Raw genomic sequence first — 19,167 nt, 5'->3', positions numbered from 1 at the left:
GCCTCCGCCCCGCCCCACCCCAGCCCCTTGATCACCGGGGCTGGGTGGGGTGGGTGGGGTGTCAGAAGGTGTCGGGGGTGCGGATGCGGTCGCGGATCCAGGTGCCGGCCGGCTTGAGGCGGGCCGTGCCGCCGAACTGGCCGCTGCCGCAGGTGCCGGTGGTGAAGACCGCGCCGGAGCGGAAGTCGTCGGAGAAGTTCCAGTTCGTCCAGCTGATCTTCTTGCTGGCCATCAGGTCGAGGTAGCGCTGGGTCATGGCGAAGTCGTTCGGGCCGTCGCCGGAGTAGTCCTGGGTGCCGAACTCGGTGACGAACAGCGGCAACCGGTCGGCGGCGCGGGCGAAGGTGTCGTAGTACGCGTCGCCGTGCGAGGCGGCGTAGAAGTGGAAGACGTACATGAGGTTGCCGCCGGCGACCGGGTTTGCCGCGATCGTGTCCACCCCGCCGCCGCTGCCGGAGACGCCGAGGGACGACCAGTCGGGGGTGCCGACCAGCACCACGGCCTCCGGGTCGCGGCTGCGGATGACCGGGACGACCTGCTCGGCGTAGCTCTTGATGGCGCTCCACGGCACGCCGTTGGGCTCGTTGGCGATCTCGTAGAGCACGTTGACCTTGTCCTTGTGCCGGTCGGCGATCTCGGCGAAGAAGGTGCGTGCCCGGGTCAGGTTGACGTTCGGGTCGCCGGGGCTGAGCATGTGCCAGTCGACGATGGCGTACATGCCCCGGGCGGTGGCCAGCTCGATGTAGTTGTGCACCAGGTCGGTGAAGCGGCGTGGGTCGGTCTCGTACCCGTCCTCCTGGACGTACATCGAGATGCGCAGCACGTCGGCGTTCCACTCGCGGGCGAGCACGTCCAGTGAGGCCGGGGTGGCGCAGTTCGCGTACCACTGGATGCCGTGCGTGCTCATGCCGCGCAACTGGATCGCCCGGCCGTCGCGGTTGCAGAGCTGGCGGCCGCAGACGCGGAGCTGGCCGTTGGCGGCGACCGGCGAGAGGCCGGTCGGCGGTGGCGTCGTCGTGGGCGGCGCGGTGGTGGGCGGGACGGTGGCCGGTGGCGTGGTGGTCGGCGGCGGGGTGGTGCCGCCGGTGCAGGGCTGGCCGTTGAGGGTGCAGCCGGTCGGGGCGCCGGTGCCGCTGGCGACGAAGCCGAAGGTCACCGAGGCGCCCGGGGCGACCGTGCCGTTCCAGGACCGGTTGGTGAAGGTGTGGTGCTGGCCGCTGCTGGTCAGCAGCGCGTCCCAGTACGAGCCGACGGTGGTGCCGGCGGGCAGGTCGAACTCCAGCCGCCAGGAGCTGATGGTGGTGCTGCCGGAGTTGGTGATCCGGTAGCTGCCCTCCCACCCGGAGCCCCAGTCGTTCACCTTGGTGAAGCTCGCGGTCGGCGCCGCCGCCGCACCGGCGGTGCCGGTCAGGGCGAGCGGGGCCAGCGCGAGGGCCGCGGCGAGGCCGGCGGCCAGGAGTGTTCTGCCGCGAGGTCGCACGGGTGCCTCCGGGGACTGGGAAGGTGATCCACGTCATCGCACTATAAAGAAAGTTAAGTGTTATGGCAACGGCGCTCGTCGATCCGGGTGGCGTCTCGTCCCTTCCTGTCCGGCGTCGGCCTCCCGGCGGCTCCGTGCCGCCGCCCGCGAGGGCTGTCGGCGGGGGTTGCCGGCGGGGCGCCCCGGCGCCGCCCGGTGAGAGCTGAAGTGGCCTGCGTCGATGTGTGGTGATTCGCGCCGGTGTGCTTTTGATTCGCAGTGAGAATGAGGTGAATCTTGGATGAGAAAACGATGTGAATCGAGGTGAAACGGGGTGCCCTGGCCGTGACGGGAGCGTCGGCCGTTGCCGTCCGGTGTGGGGTCAACTACTATTCGGTGTTGTCGCGTGCCGATGGTTGGTGATTGGCTTCGATCGACCTGTTGGGTTGTGGCGTTCCGGCCCGATCCGGCCTTTTGGCGTCTCCGCAAAGAACGCGTTCCCGACGGCGAAGCCATGGCTCTACAGACAAGGGTTCCAGCGAGATGCTCATTCTGACCCAGCGGCACATTGGTCGAATAATGGACGAGGTCGGCGTCGACGCATTGCTGACGGAGCTGATCTCGCGCCTAGGCGACAAATTCGTCGAGGTGCATAAGGGTGTGGCCGAGTTGTCGCCCGCCCGGGGGGCGTTCGAGCGGGAGGGACCCGCCCCGGGGGTGATCGAGTGGATGCCGCACCGGGAGCGGAACGACAGCACCACCATCAAGGTCGTCTCGTACACCCCGTCGAACGTCGACGACCACGGCCTGCCGACGATCACCGCCTGCGTGGCGCGCTTCGACGACCGGACCGGGCGTACGACGGTGGTGGCCGACGGCGCGGCGCTCACCGCCCTGCGCACCGGTGCCGCGTCGGCGCTGGCCAGCCGGGCGCTGGCCCACCCCGACAGCCGGACGGTCGGGCTGATCGGCTGTGGCGCCCAGGCGGTCACCCAACTGCACGCCCTGAGCCTCGTCTTCCCGATCGACACGGTGCTGGCCTGGGATGTCGACCCCGCCCACCTGGCGTCCTTCGGCCGCAGGGCCGGCTTCACCGGGCTGGCGGTGACGGCGGCCAGCCCCGACGAGGTGGCGAGGTCCGCCGACATCCTGGTGACGGCGACGTCGGTGGGCATCGGCGCGGGGCCCGTCTTCCCGGATGCCGCACTGCGGGAGCACCTGCACGTCAATGCGGTCGGCTCCGACATCGTCGGCAAGGTCGAGCTGCCCCGGACGTTGGTGGACCGGGCACTCGTCTGTCCCGACCACCCGGAGCAGGCGGCACGGGAGGGCGAGAGCCAGGTCCTCGATCCGCGACGCCTCGGCCCCTCGCTCAGCGAGATCTGCGCCGACCCGGGCATCGTGGCGGACGCCCGGCACGGCCAGACGATCTTCGACTCGACCGGCATCGCACTCGAGGACCACGTCGCCCTGGACCTCTTCGTCGAGTGGGCCGCGCAGCTCGGGGTGGGCACGGAGGTCGACTTCTCCGACGAGCCGACCGACGTGCTGAACCCGTACGCCGTCGGCGCGGCGGCCGTGCCCGTGGCGCGGTCGGTGCGCTGACCGGCAGGCAGGTCGTCACGGCGGGCACGCTCGACCCGGCTCGCCTCAGGCGCATGCGGCTGTCGGGCGTCGCACTGTCACCGCCTCGCGCGCCGAATGTGGCCGAGGGGTGAACGCCTGAACCGGCGACGTGTCGACCTGCCGTGGCAGGTTCCGGCCGTCCGCCCGGCCCGCGGGACCAGCGGGCCGGGCGGCGGGCGGTCGGGCCGTAGCCCGATCATCGCCCCGCTCGCGGAGGGTGCGCCGCGCCGCTCAGGCGGAGCAGCCGTGGGGCCCCTCGGTGGTGAGCGTGGCCAACGAGCAGACGGTCACCAGCGGGTAGTACGCCCCCATGATCGCCGCGGCGGTCTCCGCCGAGCTGTTCATCGGCACGTTCTGCACGGCGTACGGGAAGTCCGCCACCGGAAGCAGGTGCCGGAGCAGGACCATGTGCGGGACCGTCGGGTACGAGACGGAGAAGGGCACGAAGGTGGTGTTCCTGACGTCCTCGATGGCCGCCCGCTGTCCCTCCGTGCCGAGGACGAAGGCGTAGTTCCCGTGCCGGTCGAGCCGGGTCTCGTCGTTGTAGCGGCAGCCGTAGCTCGTCGACCCGTCGGCGAACCGGTTGATCACGACGGGCTTGTACTGGCCGCCGAGGTTGGTGCACATCGACCAGTAGCGGACCTCGGCGCGCCGGCGGGGCCAGGAGACCGGGTGGCTGCCGGAGACGGCCTGCGCTGCCCGGCCCCGGATCACCACGACGTGGTCCGGCCCCGGTGGGAGGAGCCAGGCGCCGAGGTAGGCGTTGTCCGGGTTCGGCGCGAGGTTCTCCACCTCGGAGGTGCGGGTGAAGAGCTTGTCGCCGGTGATCGGGGGAGGGCTGGGGCGATCCGCCTCGCCGGGGCCCTCGGGGTCGTCGCCGCCCGCCCGGTCGGTCGAGTCGGGGGCCGCCGCCACATCCTCCGCCGGGACGGCGGCCGGCGCGGCGGGCGTGGTGGCGGGCGGCGTGGTGGCCGGGGGCGTGGGCGACGGGCTGGTCGGCGGAGAGGGCGGTGGCGGTGGCGGGGTCGGGGTCGGGGTGGGGGTCGGCGGCGGGGTGGGCGGGCAGGTGGGCAGCGTCTTCGACACGCCTCCCTGGGTCAGGGTCACCGTCGGCAGCACCACCGTCGAGTCGCCGCCGGTGGGCAGGTAGACCCGGTAGATCACGGAGGCCTTCGCCCCGGGGAGGGCGTCCTCCCGGGACAGCGGCAACCGGTTGGGCTGCCCGGGGGCCACGTCCGGGCTGAGCGTGAGGGTGAACCGGCCGCCCGGCCTCCGCACGCCCTGCCACGGGTTGGCGCTGCCCGGGTCCGGGGCGATGAGATGGTCGGGCAGGCTGGAGTTGGCGCCGTTACGACTGAACCAGGTGGGCTTGTCGTCGTAGACGGTGAAGGACGCGTAGCGGGCGTCCGGGTAGACCCCGGAGATGGTGATCTCCAGGTCTTCCGTCACGGGGTAGACGGTCGACCAGTAGGTGGCGGCGCTGTCGGGCCAGTAGGCATTCAGCCCCGTAACCCCGTATTTCGACGCCCACGCGCACTCGGGCATCACGATGGTGGTGGCGGCCGGGCCCTGAGCGTCGACAGGTGCCGCTGTCAGAGGAAGGGCCAGTGCAATCAGCCCGGACGTCCAAAGGAGTGCCCGGCCCGCACTCCGAATCGCTTTTCCCGGAACGGGTATCGTCATGTGATCGACTTGACCACACTCATATTGCAACAAGGTTACACCCGGATCAGCGGTGGACAATTTCCGCCGTTCGGGCCAGGTTGATCCGGTGCCTTCACTGATAGAGGTCGCCCGGAGGGCGGATTGTTCGTTCCACTCAATACGCCGAAATCCGCCTCATTCAACGGAAAGGGCGCACGCCGGTGAATTCGAGCCGGCTGTCGGCCGGGTGGCCGTCGTCGCCCCGCCGGTGCCGGATCCTGTTGCGGCGCAAGGCGATCCGCATCCCACGGCGGGCCGTCCGGATGGTACGGGAACTGCTGTCCCGCGGCCTGCGGATTGCGCCCGTGGCAGGGGCCGCCGACGCTGTTCTCGGCATGGTGCCCTCCCGCGTGGTCGACGCGGGAGACCCGTGCTCTCGCGAAGGGCGATTCGACCTGTCGCGTCGTATTCCCAGGTCCTCGACACGGTGGTCGGGCATGTCGCGCATCGCGGGGCGGCAATGCCGGAAAGCCGCCCCGGCTGCCGGGCCCCCGTCGATGCCGGCGCGCCCGTGGCCCGGGGAATCACGCGGGCCGGCGCCGGTCGTGTGACGGCGACGAAAGGTGCGGGGACAGGCGGGGTGGAAAGGCGTGCACCAGGCGTCCCGGCGCGGTGGAGGCGTGCGCCGACATGCCTGGTGGGTGGTCCAGAGGGCTGCCGTCGCGGCCCCGGCGGGGCGGACGGGCGGGGGCGGGCCGCCGCGCAGCCGGCGCCCCGCCCCGCCCGTTGCTCAGACGATCTCGACCCCGTAGACGCTCAGCGCCTCGGTCACCGGCTGGAAGTAGGTGGTGCCGCCGGAGGAGCAGTTGCCGTTGCCGCCCGAGGTGAGGCCCAGGGCGGTGCTCCCGCTGAACAGCGCGCCGCCGCTGTCGCCCGGCTCGGCGCAGACGGTGGTGCGGATCAGCCCGGTGACGGAGCCCTCGACGTAGTTCACCGTGGCGTCGACCGCCTCGACCGTGCCGTCGTGCAGGCCGGTGGTGCTGCCGGAGCGCTGCACGCTCTGCCCGACGAAGGCGTCGGCGGCCGCGGTGATGTCCTGGGTGGTGCCGTCGTAGCGGGAGACACTGCCGTCGGCTGCCGCCGCGTCGCTGTGCGCGACGATGCCGTAGTCGTCGCCGGGGAAGCTGCCCGTGCCGCCGGAGCCGAGCAGGCTGCTCTGCCCGGAGTCGGCGTACCAGTTGGCGGCGATGTCGGTGCAGTGTCCGGCGGTGAGGAAGTAGTAGGTGTCGCCGCTGCGGACGTTGAAGCCGAGCGAGCAGCGCCCGCCGCCCTCGGCCCAGATCGCCTCGCCGCCGGCGGCCCGGATGCTGAGCGTCCCGGCTTCCCGCTCGATGCGGACGCTGCCGCCGAGGCGGCCGGCAACGGCCTCGACGCGCTGGAGCTTCGCGCCGGTGACGGTGCTGTCGACGGAGACGACGACCTGGTTGGTGGCCGGGTCGGTCCACCACGCGGTGCCGGGGATCCGCGCGGAGCTGTCGAGGGCGGCGGTGGCGCGGGCGAGGTCGTCGGCGCCGCGGGTGACGAGCTTCGGGGTCGCGCCGGCCGCGCGGACCTTCCGGGCGGCGGCGTCGTCGGTCACGGTGACGACCATGGTGCCGTCGGGGCGGGCGTACGCCCCGGCGGAGCGGTCGCCGAGTGCGGCGGCGAGCGCGGTGACCTGGTCTGGGGAGGCGGGCGTCGCGGGTGCGGCCTGGGCGGGGGCGCCGGTCAGCGCGCCGACGACCAGCGCGCCGGCTACCGATGCGGCGGTGGCGCGGCGCAGCGGGGACCCGGAGAGTCGCATGTGGTACCTCCTGGAGCTGAGCACGGGCAGCCTTTCGGGCTGCCCCGGGCAGCCGATCGGCTGTTGAGGCCCCCCGATCGGAGGCGTCGAAGTATTTATAGGTTTAACAATCATTGCAAGAGTGGTGGTTGGCCGGACTCGGCCGCATCTCACACCTTGGGTCCCGACAGTCCGACGAGTGGCGACTCTGATGGTTAGCGCCGGTTTAGCGAGTTTTTGCTGGCTGTCCGGCGGCGGTCGCGAGCCCCGGGCGGCTTGTTTAGTTGCCGTGTGACCGGATGGCGGGACGGGATCGAAAAGTGGCGCTGCGCGCCGCCCGTGTGCCGCCGGCGGCCCTCCCGGCAGGATCGCCACGCGTCGATGCCTTGTGAGTGTGAGCGGTCACAAGATACCCTCCGCTACGGGAGCGAAGGGCACGCTCGTCCGCGCGGGAGCCACTGGCGGTCCGTCCGCCCCTGTGCCCCGGCAAGGGCCGCCGGGCACCCCCCAGTCGATGTGCACCGCGCGCCGCCCGCCCCTGTCCCGGGGTGCCCGGGCGCGACCGTCGACTCGTGTCCTCGTCTGCCACACCATCACAGATTGGGAATGCCAGTGCGAATGTCTGCGAGGGTCCGAGCCGGGCTGGTCCTGGCCGCCGCCGGGCTCGCCGCCTCCGGCACCGCCGCCGTGCTGCCCGCGCGGGCGGCGGCCGCCGGCTGTTCGGTCAGCTACGCCGTGTCGTCGCAGTGGACGGGCGGCTTCGGCGCGAACGTGACGGTCACGAACCTCGGTGACCCGGTCAACGGCTGGTCGCTGACCTGGTCGTACGGGGCTGGGCAGCAGGTGACCCAGGCGTGGAACGCGACGGTGACGCAGAGCGGCGCCCAGGTGGTGGCCCGCAACGTCGGCTACAACGCGACCATCGGCACCAACGCCAGCGTGTCGTTCGGCTTCAACGGTTCCTGGGCCGGCAGCAACCCCGCCCCGACGAGCTTCACCCTCAACGGCACCGCCTGCACGGGCGGCGTCACGAACCCGCCCACGACCACCCCGCCCCCGACGAGCACGCCCCCGCCCACCACCCCGCCGCCGACGACGCCCACGCAGACGCTGCCGACCAGCTTCACGTGGTCCTCCAGCGGCGCGCTGGTCGGCCCGAAGAACGACGGGCGGGGCATCGCGGGGATCAAGGACCCGTCCGTGGTCTACCACGACGGCAAGTACCACGTGTTCGCCAGTACGGCGCAGACGGCGGGCTACAACCTGGTCTACTTCAACTTCACCGACTGGTCGCAGGCGGGCTCGGCGACGTTCCACTACCTCGACCAGTCGCCCATCGGGACCGGCTACCGGGCGGCCCCGCAGGTGTTCTACTTCGCGCCGCAGCGGCTGTGGTACCTGGTCTACCAGACCGGCAACGCGTCGTACTCGACGAACCCGGACATCAGCAACCCGAACGGGTGGACCGCGCCGAAGCACTTCTACAGCGGCATGCCGCAGATCATCCGCGACAACATCGGCGACGGCTACTGGGTCGACATGTGGGTCATCTGCGACAGCGCCAACTGTCACCTGTTCTCCTCCGACGACAACGGCCACCTCTACCGCTCGCAGACGAGCGTGGCGAACTTCCCCAACGGGATGAGCCAGCCGGTGATCGCGATGCAGGACGCGAACAAGAACCGGCTGTTCGAGGCGTCCAACGTCTACCGGGTCGGCGACCGGTACCTGCTGCTGATCGAGGCGATCGGCGGCGACGGGCGGCGCTGGTTCCGCTCGTGGACCTCCACCAGCATCGCCGGGCCGTGGCAGGCCCTGGCCGCCGAGGAGAACAACCCGTTCGCCCGCCACAACAACGTGACCTTCAGCGGCACGGCCTGGTCGCGGGACATCAGCCACGGTGAGCTGATCCGCAGCGGCAACGACCAGACCCTGCCGATCAGCCCCTGCAACCTGCGCTTCCTCTACCAGGGGCTGAACCCGAACGCCGGTGGCGACTACAACAGCCTGCCCTGGCGGCTGGGCCTGATCACCCAGACCAACTCCACCTGCTGACGGCGTACGTCGGCGGGGGCGACGCTGCGGTGCCGGTCGGACCCACGACCGGCACCGGGATCACCACCGGCAGGGCACCGGCCACAGGCGGGCGCGGACGCGCCGGCCGGCCGAGCCGGTGGGGCCGGTGCGGAGGGGGCGAGCTCCGCACCGGCCCCGTGGTGTGCGCCGGGGGGTTGTACCGTCCAGGGGACCCACGGTGCACCGGGCCCCGGCCCGCCCCGCGGGAGCAGGCACGCCGGTGGGAGGAAACCATGAGTGACTACGACGGCCCGGACGAGTCCGGGGTGCTGCAGCCGGAGGACAGCCTGGACGACCGGGGGGTGGCCGACGTCCTCGACGAGGGCTGGTCGCCCGCGGAGCGGCCGTGGGCGGTCGACGACTGGGGCACCACGGCCCGCGAACAGGAGCAGGGGGAGAGCCTCGCCGGCCGGCTCCGGCGCGAGCTGCCGGAGGGCGACGACTGGGCCGGCGACGGCCTCGGCGACGCGAGCGACACCGACGGCGAGCTGATCGACGACGAGGTGGGCGACCGGCGGGCCGGGCGGCTCGTCTCGGCCTACGGCGGCGACGACTCCGACAGCCTCGACCTGTACGCCACCGACATCGGCGTCGACGGCGCGGCGGCCTCCGCCGAGGAGGCCGCGATGCACGTCGTGTCCGACCGGGACTACTGACCGGCCGGCGCGCCCGCCCGGCCCCTCGTCAGGGCCAGTCCGGCCGCCGCGGCAGGGCGAACCGCCAGCCCTCCGCCGCCAGCACGGGCACGACGCGTTCGACCGCGTCGACGGTCTGGCTGCGGTCGCCGCCCCCGTCGTGCAGCAGCACCACGGCCCCCGGGGTGATCCCGTCGCGCAGGCGGCGGACCAGCTCGTCGGTGCCCGGCGGGTCCCAGTCGCCGAGCGCCAACTGCCAGCCCAGCGGCCGCATGCCCATGGCGGCGGCCACGGCGGGCGTCCGGCCCCAGGCGCCGTAGGGGGCGCGGAAGTACGGGATCCGCGCCCCCGGCACGGCACGGCGGATGGCCGCGTCGGCCTCCCGCAGGTCCGCCTCGATCCGCTCGGCGGACCAGGAGCTCATGTCCTCGTGGCGCATGCTGTGGTTGCCCAGCGTGTGCCCGTCGGCCACGATCCGGCGTACCACGTCGGGGTGGGCGTCGACGTGCTCGCCCCACAGGCAGAACACTGCCGTGATGCCGTGCCGGCGCAGCACGTCGAGCAGGCGCGGCGTGTCGGCGGGGTTCGGCCCGTCGTCGAAGGTGAGGCCGAGCACCCGCCCCCCACCCCGGGTGGTGTCGACGATATCGGCGCTCACCCCGGGGCGGGGCGCGGGGACAGGTCGCATCGGACCGTCAGTGTTCCCGGTAGGTGGCCAGGTCGAAGTCCGCGTGGGCGCCGTCGCCGCCGAGGTCCTGCACCCACAGCCCGAGCAGGGCCCCGGTGAAGCCCCACGCCGCCGGCTCGCCGTCGATGATCAGTGCGGCGTGCTCGTCCGACAGGATCGTCGCGTCCAGCTCCACCGGGATCCGCCGCCACCCGGCGCCGAGGTCGTACCAGAAGCGCACCACGGGCCCGTCGAACTCGGCCCGCAGGCCCACCGGGCCGGTGCCGGGCGCGTCGACGGTGAGTTCGGGGTACGCGGTGCGTCGCCCGCTGTCGGAGCTGAGCAGCTCCAGCACCCGTCGGCCGTCGTCGGCCCGGGTGAGGTAGAGGTGGTGCCAGTTGAGGGTGTTGTAGTAGGCGGTCACCCCGGCGAGCTGGTAGTGGTCGACCGGGTCGAACTCGACGACGGTCTCCAGGGAGCAGTGCGTGGCGCCGACGCGCCGCGCGACCAGGCTGGGCGCCTGCTTGCCCACCGGCGACTGTCCCCCGTGGACACGCAGGTGGGAGGGGCGGCTGCGCAGGTCGACCCAGTCGTCGGTGGCGGGCCGGCGCAGCGTCGACCAGGACGCGCCCAGCTCGCCGGCGTCGAAGTGGTCGGTGACGGGCTCGTCGGGCCACGGGTGCAGGGGCAGGCCGGGCCCCGCGACCTCGTCCGCCGGCACGCCGCCGGGGACGCTCGGCCAGCCACCGGCGGGCCAGTCGACCCGCTGGATGGCGGTCTCCCGCCCCAGCACGCAGTTGCCCAGCGGGGTGTAGGGGCGGCCGACGAGGTGCGCCAGGTACCAGTCGCCGTGCTGGGTGTGCACCAGGCTGCCGTGCCCGGCCTTCTGCAGCGACAGGTCGGGCCGGCCCACCGAGGTCAGCAGCGGTCCCGCCGGGTCCACCTCGTACGGCCCGAGCAGCTCGCGGGAGCGGGCCACCGTGACCTGGTGTTCCCAGCTGGTGCCCCCCTCGGCGGTGACCAGCCAGTACCAGCCGTCGTGACGGTAGATGTGCGGGCCCTCGGTGAGCCCGACCGACGTGCCGGTGAACAGCAGTTGGGGGCGGCCCACGAGGCGGCGCCGGGCGCGGTCGTAGCGCTGGATCTCGATGCCCGCGAAGCGGTCGCGCCCGGGTCGCCAGTCCGCGCGCATGCTCAGCATCCAGGTGCTGCCGTCGTCGTCGTGGAACAGCGACGCGTCGAAGCCGCGCCCGTGCAGCTGCACCGGATCCGACCAGGGGCCGGCGATGTCGGGCGCGGTGATGAGGTAGTTCTGCGGGTCCCAGTAGCCGCTGGCGAAGCTGGCCACGTCGCTGTAGACGAGGAAGAACTGCCCGTCGTGCCAGGTCAGGTCCGGTGCCCACACCCCGTTGGAGTCGCCGCAGCCGCGCAGGTCGAGCAGGCGGCGCTCGGTGACGATCCCGCCGAGCGGGCGCCAGTGCACGAGGTCGCGGGAGTGGTGCACGCGAACCCCCGGGTACCACTCGAACGTGGAGGTGGCCAGGTAGTAGTCGTCGCCGACCCGCAGGATCGACGGGTCCGGGTGGAACCCGGGAAGGACGGGGTTGCGGATCGACCGGGCAGCGGTCGCCACGTCAGCGGTCTCGGTCGACACGTCGGCTCCTCTGGTGCGGCTTTCGGAACTTCCGGACGCTCGGCCCGGATTATCGGTAGGTGCCGACCACGGTAGCCGTTGAAGTCGCCTTAGGACAGACCCCTTGACCCGGACTTACGCTTCGTCGTAGCGTGCCCGCCATCGATCGGTAATACCGGCGAAGCATTGGAACTTCCGAAGATAACGTCGAGTCCTGCCGGCTCGATCAGCATCCGAGCACCTCGTGAGTCCCCGAAGGGATGGACCATGTCAGCGCACCTCTCCCGCAGAACGCTGCTCGGCCTCGTCGGCGCCGGCGCCGGCGCCTACCTGCTCAGCGGCTGTAGCGGCGACGACGAATCCGGCGACCCGAACGCCCCGCAGACCATCGACTGGTGGCACATCCAGAACACCGAGCCGATGCTGCCGGTGTGGGCGGCGGCGGCCGAGGAGTACAAGACCGCGCACTCGAACGTCAAGATCGAGATTCAGCCGCTGGAGAACGAGGCGTTCAAGGCCAAGCTGACCACCGCCACCCAGGCCGGGTCCCCACCCGACCTCTTCCAGTCGTGGGGCGGCGGGGTGCTCCGGCAGCAGGCGGAGGCCGGCCTGGTCAAGGACATCACCGACGACGTGCAGCCGTGGATCGGGAGCCTGCTGCCCCTGTCCCTGGAGCCCTACACCATCGACGGCAAGATCTACGGTGTGCCGTTCGACATCGGCATGGTCGGCTTCTGGTACAACAAGGACCTCTTCGCCAAGGCCCAGATCACCGAGCCGCCGACCACCTGGGCCGCGCTGCTCGACACGGTCCGCAAGCTCAAGGCCGCCGGCATCGTCCCGATCGCGCTGGCCGGCAAGGAAAAGTGGCCCGCCCACTTCTACTGGGCCTACCTGTCCATGCGCATCGGTGGGCTCGGCGCCCTCCAGCAGGCCGCCAAGGACAAGAACTTCGACACCCCCGACTTCGTGGCCGCCGGCGACCGGCTCAAGGAACTGGTCGACCTGCAGCCGTTCCAGAAGGGCTTCCTCGGCGCCGAGTACGGCTCCCCGGACGGCCAGGCCGCCACCATGGGCAACGGCGGCGCCGCCCTGGAGCTGATGGGGCAGTGGGCCCCGTCCGTGCAGGCGTCCAGCTCCACCAGCAAGCAGGGCATCGGCGACAAGCTCGGCTTCTTCCCGTTCCCGGCCGTCGACGGCGGCAAGGGCTCCGCCACGGAGGTGTTCGGCGGCGGCAACGGCTTCGCCGTCGGCAAGGACGCCCCCGCGGCGACCCTCGACTTCCTCAAGGCCCTGCTCAGCGTCGACAGCCAGCGCAAGTCCGCCAAGACCGGCGCGGTGCTGCCGACGGTCAAGGAGGCGACCGACGCGATCTCCGACCCCAACAACAAGACCGTCGCGCAGGCCCTGGCCAGCGCGACCGGCTTCCAGCTCTACCTCGACCAGGCGTACCCGCCCGCCGTCGGCCAGCAGGTCAACGACAGCGTCGCCGAACTGATCGCCGGCAACAAGACGTCCGCGCAGATCCTCAAGGACATCACCGCGGTCGCGAAGAGCCAGTAGCCGTGGCCCGCCCCGTGGCCCGCTGAGAGAATCGAGTGGAACACGTATGACCAGGCCATCGACCGTGCCGGACACCAGGCGCGGCGGCCCGGCGACCGACCCGCCGGGGCCGGGCACCGCGCGACGGCGCGGCGCCCGGCCCCGGCCGGGCCGCCGCCGCGTCCTCGCCGCCTTCCTGACCCCGGCCCTGGCGCTGTTCCTGCTGCTGGTCATCGCCCCCATCGTGGTGGCCAGCTACGCCAGCCTCTACAAGTGGAACGGCTTCGGCCTGCCGGAGAACTTCGTCGGGCTGGACAACTACACGCGCGCCTTCGGCGACCCGACGTTCCGCGGCGACCTGTGGCACGCCCTCGTGCTGATCGTGCTGTCGCTGACCGTCCAGCTGCCCGCCGCGCTGGGCCTGGCCATGCTGCTCAACCAGCCCCTGCGGGGCCGCAGCATCTACCGGCTGATCTTCTTCGCCCCGTACGTGCTCTCCGAGGTCACCACCGCCGTCCTGTTCAACCTGGTGTTCTCGCCGAACCGGGGGCTGGGCGACTCGATCGCGCGGTGGTTGGGCTCCGACGCCGGCACGATCTTCGCCGACCCGGACACCGTGCTGTACGCCGTCTTCATGATCGTGTCCTGGAAGTACTTCGGGCTCTACATGATGCTCTTCCTGGCCGCCCGGCAGGGCATCCCCAAGGAGCTGAACGAGGCGGCCACCACCGACGGCGCCGGCCCCTGGCAGGCCTTCCGGCACGTCACCCTGCCCCTGCTCGGGCCGACGATCCGGATCAGCGTCTTCCTGTCGGTCATCGGCACCATCCAGCTGTTCGACATGGTCTGGGTGCTCACCGGCGGCGGCCCCATCCACGCCTCCGAGACCATGGCCGTGACGATGTTCCAGTACGGCTTCCGCCGCTTCGAGGTCGGCTACGCCAGCGCGATCAGCATCATCATGTTCCTGCTGAGCTTCGTGTTCGCCCTCGTCTACCAGCGTGTCGTGCTGCGCCGCGACACCGAGGGCGCGATCACCAACCAGGGAGACAACCGATGACCAGCACGGCGAACCCCGCCCTGCGGGCCCGCCGCCTCGTGTTGCACCTCGTCTGCATCGCCGTCGGCGCGGTCATCGTCGTGCCGGTCCTGTTCGGGGTGCTCGGCGGGTTCAAGGACAACGGGCAGCTGTCCACCAATCCCCTCGGCCTGCCCGACCCGTGGGCGCCGAGCAACTACACCGACATCCTCGCCTCCGAGGTGTTCTGGCGGCAGTTGGGCAACAGCGTCCTCATCGCGGTGACCGGCACGTTCATCATGGTCGCCTCGGCGGCGATGGCCGCGTTCGTCTTCGCGCGCTTCGCGTTCCGGGGGCGGGAGCTGCTGTTCACCCTCTTCGGCGTGGGGCTGATGTTCCCGTTCGCGGTGGCCATCCTGCCGCTGTTCGTGCTGCTGCGTGGCCTGGGCCTGCTGGACAACCCGCTCGGGGTGATCCTGCCCCAGGCCGCGTTCGGCCTGCCGATCACCGTCATCATCCTGCGGCAGTTCTTCCGCACCATCCCCGGCGAGGTCGAGGAGGCGGCGATCCTCGACGGGTGCAGCCCGTTCGGGTTCTTCTGGCGGATCCTGCTGCCGATGGCCCGCCCCGCGCTGGCCACCGTCTCCGTGCTGGCCCTCGTGACCAGCTGGAACAACTTCATGCTCCCGCTGGTCGTGTTCACCGACCAGAGCTGGTGGACCCTGCCCGTCGGGGTCCAGGCGTTCCAGGGGCAGTACTCCGACGACACCGCAAGGGTGCTCGCCTACGTGGTGCTGTCCATGGTGCCGGCGCTCGGCTTCTACGCCGTGGCCGAACGCCAGCTCATCAGCGGCCTCTCGGGCAGTGTCAAGGGGTGACCGGCGACCGCTGCGATAGCCTTCTGCGACCGTAGGCACCAGGTGAGACGAAAGGGTGGGCCGTGGGTTCCGACAGCAGCCGAAACGTCACCATCGCGATGATCGCGCGTCTGGCCGGCGTTTCCGTGCCCACGGTCTCCCGGGTCATCAACGGCCGCTCCGACGTCGCCCCCCAGACCCGGGAACGCGTCGAGGAGCTGCTGACCCGGCACGGCTACCGTCGCCGGCTGCCGAGCAGGCGTACCAGCTCGGCCCTGATCGACCTGGTCTTCAACGACCTGGACAGCCCCTGGGCCGTGGAGATCATCCGGGGGGTGGAGGACGTCGCGCACAGCAGCGGCGCGGGCACCGTCGTCTCGGCCATCCACCAGCGCACCTCCTCGGCCAAGCAGTGGCTCGACAACATGCGTGGCCGGTCCACGGAGGGGGTCATCTTCGTGACCTCGATGGTGGCGCCGCCGTTGCAGGCCGAGCTGCGCCGGCTCAACCTGCCGGTGGTCATCGTCGACCCGGCCGGCGTGGCCCCGCAGGAGGCGCCCACCATCGGCGCCACCAACTGGGCGGGCAGCCTGGAGGCCAACCAGTACCTGCTCGGCCTGGGTCACCGTCGGGTCGGCTTCATCGCCGGGCCGCCGCAGCTGATGTGCAGCCGGGCCCGGCTGGACGGCTACCGGGCGGCGCTCGACGCCGCCGGCGTCGCCGTCGACGACGCCCTCATCCGGCCGGGCAACTTCTACCACGAGTCGGGCTACGCCGCCGGCACCCAGCTGCTGGCCCTGCCCGACCCGCCGACCGCGATCTTCGCCTCCAGCGACCAGATGGCGCTCGGCGTCTACGAGGCGGTCCGCAAGCGCGGCCTGCGGGTGCCCGACGACGTCAGCGTGGTCGGCTTCGACGACCTGCCCGAGGTGCGGTGGTGCTCCCCGCCGCTGACCACCGTCCGGCAGCCGCTCGTGGAGATGGGCATGCTGGCGGCGCGTACCGTGCTGCGGCTCGCCCGGGGCGAGAAGATCGAGAGCCCGCGGATCGAGCTCGCCACCGAACTCGTCGTCCGCGACAGCACCGCGCCCCCGTCCCGTACGCGCTGACCGGGGGCGGGCCTGGTCGGCCCACCCCCGGTCACCGTCGCCGACGGTCAGGCGATCGTGCAGGTCGCGCCGTTGAGGGTGAAGGAACTGGGCTTGGCGGTGTTGCCGGTGTGGTTGGCCTGGAAGCCGATGCTCACCGAGGCGTTGGGGGCGATGGTGCCGTTGTAGGAGACGTTCCTGGCGGTCACCTGCCCGGAGGTGGGGGAGTAGGTGGCGTTCCAGCCGCCGGTGATGCTCTGGCCGCCGGGCAGCGTGAAGACCAGGGACCAGCCGTTGATGGTGCTGCTGCCGGTGTTGGTGACGGTGAGGTCCTCGGTCAGGCCGTTGCTCCAGGCGTTGACGGTCGCGGTGACGCGGCAGGCCGCGTTGCCCGGCGGCGGGGTGGTCGGCCCGGGGGTCGGCGTGGTCGGGTTCGGGGTCGGCGTGGTGCCGCCGAACTGGGTGAAGAACCGCCAGGTCTCGCCCGGCAGCCAGGTGCGCGAGCCGCTGTCACCGGTCGCGCCGTCCTGCGGGGCGGCGATGTGCCCCTCGTCGAACGCGATCCAGGTGACCGGGTAGCCGGCCTGGCACCCCGAGTAGTTCGTGGTGATGTGCCGCAGGCTGCCCTGGGTGGGCTCGGCCGGGTTCTGGGCGGTGCAGCCGTTGTTGCGGACGAACCGGTCGCGCAGCGACCGCCCGGTGGAGATGGGGAACACCCCGTCCCGGATGCCGTGCACCCCGAGGTACGCGATCGGCGACGTGCCGCCGCTGCACCCGCTGATCGCCCCGGCGGAGTAGACCGCCACCGCCCGGAAGACGTTCGGCCGGGCGCACGCGAGGGCGTACGTCATGGCGCCGCCGTAGCTGAAGCCCACCGAGAAGCGCTGCGCCGTGTCGACGCACAGATCGGCCTCGATCCGGCGGATGATGTCGTCGACGAAGGTGACGTCCTCGCCGCCGGCGTTGCCCCAGCCGTTGTTGATGCCCTGCGGGGCGACGAAGATGGCGCTGTTGTTCGCCAGCTGCTTGAGCCCGTAGTAGGACCAGACGTCGCGCTGCACGGTCTGGCCGGTGTCCACGTCGACGGCGGTGCCGCCCACCCAGTGGAACCCGAAGATCAGGCGGTACGGGTTGTTGTTGTTGTAGTTGTCCGGGATGCGCAGGATGAAGCTGCGGTTCTTGCCGTTGCTGGTGATCGTCTGGGTGCCGCTGCGCAGCGTCGGGGCCTTGCCGCACCCGGCGGTCGCCGCGGCGGCGCCGATCTCGGCGGCCGACGCCGTGGCGCCGAGGCCGCCGCTGAGCGTCGAGCCGACCAGGGCCAGCGCGAGCAGCGCGGCGCCTGCGACGGGCGCGAACCAGGATCTGTGTCGGGTCATCTGTTGACTCCTCTGTCGGTGGTGGAGGTGTGGCCGGGGGTCAGGAGGACGTGCAGGTGAGGCTGGTGGGCGCCTGCGGGGTGCCGGTGCTGGAGGCGATGAAGCCGGCCGTGGTCGAGCCGCCGGTGGCCAACTGTCCGTTGTAGGCGGCGTTGGTCACGGTGACCTGGCTGCCCTGCTGGCCGAAGGTCGCGTTCCAGCCCTGGGACAGGGACTGCCCGCTGGGCAGCGAGAACGTCACCCGCCAGCCGCTGATGGCGGCGCCCCCGGTGTTGGTGATGGTCAGCCTGCCCTCGTAGCCGCCGGACCAGGACCCGACCTGCGTGTAGGTGACGCCGCACGACTGCCCGGCCGGCGGCGTGGCGGTGGGGGCGGGCGTGGTGGGGGCCGGCGTGGTGGGAGCCGGGGTGGTGGGCGTCGGCGTCGGGTTGCTGCCGGTGCCGAACTGCCACCAGTTGAGGTTGAACAGGTTGCCGCTGCCGCCGGTGAAGCGGAGGTAGAGGTCCTGGGTGCCGGTCGCGCCGGTCACCGGGCAGGACACCGTCTGCCAGGTCTGCCAGCCGCCGGTGACGGGCACCGTGCACGCGCCGACCCGGGTGCCCGTGGGGCTGCCCAGCCGCACCTCGATCGTGCCGCCGCTGCCGGCCGAGGCCACCCGCGCGCTGAACGACGACGCGCCCGCCCCGAACGCGACGCCCTTGACCTTGATGTAGTCACCGTTGCTGAGGAAGCCGGCGTTCATGCCGCCCTCGCTGGCCGGCTCCGTCTCGACGCCGACGGACCAGGCGATGGTCTCGGCCTCCTGCCGCACGTACGGGTTCAGCGTGCCCACCTGCGGGGCCCCCGTCGTGGTCATGTTCATGCTCGGGATCGTGCCGTCACCGTTGTAGGAGAACTTCTCCACCGCCACCGACCTGGTGAAACCACCACCACCCGGCAACGCACCATTGTGATAGAAGAAATACGACCCACCGTTGAAGTCCACGATCCCCGGATGATTGGTGAAACTACTGCCCTGCCGCGGCATCACCGTCCCCCGGTACGTCCACGGCCCCGTCGGACCCGGCGCCGTCGAATACGCGATGAACTCACCACAACACTCCGCCGCGAAGATGTTGTAGTAGACACCGTTGCGCTTGTACACCCACGGCGCCTCCTCATACAACGTCGGACGACTCGCGTTGCCGTTACGCGTGCCGAACCCGGCCGTGGTCAACGGGATCTTCGTCGGGCTCCCCGAGTAGGAGATCATGTCCTGGTTCAACTTCACGTACCACAGGTTCGGGTTACCCCAGTACAGGTACGCCTGCCCGTCGTCGTCGATCATCACGTTCGGATCGATCTCACCATTACCCAGCAACGGACGACCGATCGCGTCACGGAACGGCCCCGTCGGACTGTCGGCCACCCCGACACCGATCACCATCCCGCCACCACGCTGCTTCACCGGCACATACCAGTAGAACTTCCCGTTACGCGCCGCCACATGACCCGCCCACGCATCCGACTCCGCCCACGCGAACGTCGCCAGACTCATCGGCGAACCATGATCAGTCCAGTTCACCATGTCAGCCGACGAGAACACCCGCCAGTCCTTCATCGTGAAGTACGTCGACCCGTCCTCGTCATGCCCGGTGTACAGATACACCCGACCGTTGTGCACCAACGGCGCAGGATCCGCCGTATAGATCGTCTGCACGATCGGGTTGTCCGCGTGGGCCGGG

General features: G+C 71.3%; 14 protein-coding genes. 7 read left to right on the top strand and 7 right to left on the bottom strand.

Annotation, left to right across the window (positions count from 1 at the left end; genetic code table 11):
- Positions 1–61: 61 nt before the first annotated feature.
- Complete coding sequence (locus GA0070558_RS27890) at positions 62–1,456, bottom strand: cellulase family glycosylhydrolase (protein ID WP_256092163.1); 1,395 nt, start codon at positions 1,454–1,456, stop codon at positions 62–64.
- A gap of 546 nt (positions 1,457–2,002) precedes the next feature.
- Here GA0070558_RS27890 and GA0070558_RS27885 point away from each other — a divergent pair.
- Positions 2,003–3,064 carry an ornithine cyclodeaminase family protein gene (locus tag GA0070558_RS27885; RefSeq protein WP_256092161.1) on the top strand — a complete coding sequence of 354 codons (1,062 nt, stop codon included), beginning with the start codon at positions 2,003–2,005 and terminating at the stop codon, positions 3,062–3,064.
- Positions 3,065–3,316: 252 nt separating this feature from the next.
- On the opposite strand, the gene GA0070558_RS33625 is transcribed toward GA0070558_RS27885, so the two are convergent.
- Positions 3,317–4,534: a hypothetical protein gene (locus GA0070558_RS33625; RefSeq protein ID WP_176734404.1), complete on the bottom strand. Its 1,218-nt coding sequence runs from the start codon at positions 4,532–4,534 to the stop codon at positions 3,317–3,319.
- Between the two features lie 985 nt (positions 4,535–5,519).
- Complete coding sequence (locus tag GA0070558_RS27875) at positions 5,520–6,572, bottom strand: S1 family peptidase (protein ID WP_091285064.1); 1,053 nt, start codon at positions 6,570–6,572, stop codon at positions 5,520–5,522.
- A gap of 597 nt (positions 6,573–7,169) precedes the next feature.
- Here GA0070558_RS27875 and GA0070558_RS27870 point away from each other — a divergent pair.
- Together GA0070558_RS27870 and GA0070558_RS27865 are read left to right on the top strand one after the other, a co-directional pair.
- Positions 7,170–8,606, top strand: a complete 1,437-nt coding sequence (locus tag GA0070558_RS27870; RefSeq protein WP_218107117.1) for a glycoside hydrolase family 62 protein — start codon at positions 7,170–7,172, stop codon at positions 8,604–8,606.
- Between the two features lie 254 nt (positions 8,607–8,860).
- A complete protein-coding gene (locus GA0070558_RS27865) occupies positions 8,861–9,283 on the top strand; it encodes a DUF5709 domain-containing protein (protein WP_091285059.1) in 423 nt (140 codons plus the stop codon).
- Between the two features lie 28 nt (positions 9,284–9,311).
- On the opposite strand, the gene GA0070558_RS27860 is transcribed toward GA0070558_RS27865, so the two are convergent.
- Positions 9,312–9,950 (bottom strand): polysaccharide deacetylase family protein, encoded by a 639-nt coding sequence (locus tag GA0070558_RS27860; protein ID WP_091285056.1) that lies wholly within the window; start codon positions 9,948–9,950, stop codon positions 9,312–9,314.
- Between the two features lie 7 nt (positions 9,951–9,957).
- Positions 9,958–11,583: a glycoside hydrolase family 43 protein gene (locus tag GA0070558_RS27855; RefSeq protein ID WP_091285053.1), complete on the bottom strand. Its 1,626-nt coding sequence runs from the start codon at positions 11,581–11,583 to the stop codon at positions 9,958–9,960.
- Between the two features lie 246 nt (positions 11,584–11,829).
- Here GA0070558_RS27855 and GA0070558_RS27850 point away from each other — a divergent pair, with 246 nt between their 5' ends.
- The 4 genes from GA0070558_RS27850 to GA0070558_RS27835 all read left to right on the top strand — a co-directional run bounded on the left by GA0070558_RS27850 (position 11,830) and on the right by GA0070558_RS27835 (position 16,088).
- Positions 11,830–13,125 (top strand): extracellular solute-binding protein, encoded by a 1,296-nt coding sequence (locus GA0070558_RS27850; RefSeq protein ID WP_091285047.1) that lies wholly within the window; start codon positions 11,830–11,832, stop codon positions 13,123–13,125.
- Between the two features lie 46 nt (positions 13,126–13,171).
- Positions 13,172–14,164, top strand: a complete 993-nt coding sequence (locus GA0070558_RS27845; RefSeq protein WP_091285043.1) for a carbohydrate ABC transporter permease — start codon at positions 13,172–13,174, stop codon at positions 14,162–14,164.
- On the top strand, positions 14,161–15,000 hold the full coding sequence (locus GA0070558_RS27840; RefSeq protein ID WP_091285039.1) for a carbohydrate ABC transporter permease: 840 nt from the start codon (positions 14,161–14,163) through the stop codon (positions 14,998–15,000). Before GA0070558_RS27845 ends, GA0070558_RS27840 begins: the two co-directional genes overlap by 4 nt.
- Before the next feature lie 98 nt (positions 15,001–15,098).
- Positions 15,099–16,088, top strand: a complete 990-nt coding sequence (locus GA0070558_RS27835; protein ID WP_228986508.1) for a LacI family DNA-binding transcriptional regulator — start codon at positions 15,099–15,101, stop codon at positions 16,086–16,088.
- Between the two features lie 47 nt (positions 16,089–16,135).
- On the opposite strand, the gene GA0070558_RS27830 is transcribed toward GA0070558_RS27835, so the two are convergent.
- Together GA0070558_RS27830 and GA0070558_RS27825 are read right to left on the bottom strand one after the other, a co-directional pair.
- Positions 16,136–17,443: a CE1 family esterase gene (locus tag GA0070558_RS27830; RefSeq protein ID WP_091285035.1), complete on the bottom strand. Its 1,308-nt coding sequence runs from the start codon at positions 17,441–17,443 to the stop codon at positions 16,136–16,138.
- 40 nt (positions 17,444–17,483) lie between these two features.
- The coding region (locus tag GA0070558_RS27825; RefSeq protein ID WP_141722346.1) for a family 43 glycosylhydrolase at positions 17,484–19,167 on the bottom strand (1,684 nt) is incomplete at its 5' end.

The sequence above is a fragment of the Micromonospora haikouensis genome, from assembly GCF_900091595.1.
GTDB classification, from domain to species: Bacteria; Actinomycetota; Actinomycetes; order Mycobacteriales; family Micromonosporaceae; genus Micromonospora; species Micromonospora haikouensis.
The sequence above is the reverse complement of the archived record's forward strand: the minus strand, read 5'-3'. Positions and strand labels throughout refer to the sequence as shown.

Bases quoted from the DNA above. Each gene is read 5' to 3' on its own strand.
- GA0070558_RS27860 (WP_091285056.1), bottom strand. From the start codon at position 9,950: ATGCGACCTGTCCCCGCGCCCCGCCCCGGGGTGAGCGCCGATATCGTC.
- GA0070558_RS27885 (WP_256092161.1), top strand. From the start codon at position 2,003: ATGCTCATTCTGACCCAGCGGCACATTGGTCGAATAATGGACGAGGTC.
- GA0070558_RS27870 (WP_218107117.1), top strand. From the start codon at position 7,170: ATGTCTGCGAGGGTCCGAGCCGGGCTGGTCCTGGCCGCCGCCGGGCTC.
- GA0070558_RS27845 (WP_091285043.1), top strand. From the start codon at position 13,172: ATGACCAGGCCATCGACCGTGCCGGACACCAGGCGCGGCGGCCCGGCG.
- GA0070558_RS27875 (WP_091285064.1), bottom strand. From the start codon at position 6,572: ATGCGACTCTCCGGGTCCCCGCTGCGCCGCGCCACCGCCGCATCGGTA.
- GA0070558_RS27830 (WP_091285035.1), bottom strand. From the start codon at position 17,443: ATGACCCGACACAGATCCTGGTTCGCGCCCGTCGCAGGCGCCGCGCTG.
- GA0070558_RS27840 (WP_091285039.1), top strand. From the start codon at position 14,161: ATGACCAGCACGGCGAACCCCGCCCTGCGGGCCCGCCGCCTCGTGTTG.
- GA0070558_RS27850 (WP_091285047.1), top strand. From the start codon at position 11,830: ATGTCAGCGCACCTCTCCCGCAGAACGCTGCTCGGCCTCGTCGGCGCC.
- GA0070558_RS27835 (WP_228986508.1), top strand. From the start codon at position 15,099: ATGATCGCGCGTCTGGCCGGCGTTTCCGTGCCCACGGTCTCCCGGGTC.
- GA0070558_RS27865 (WP_091285059.1), top strand. From the start codon at position 8,861: ATGAGTGACTACGACGGCCCGGACGAGTCCGGGGTGCTGCAGCCGGAG.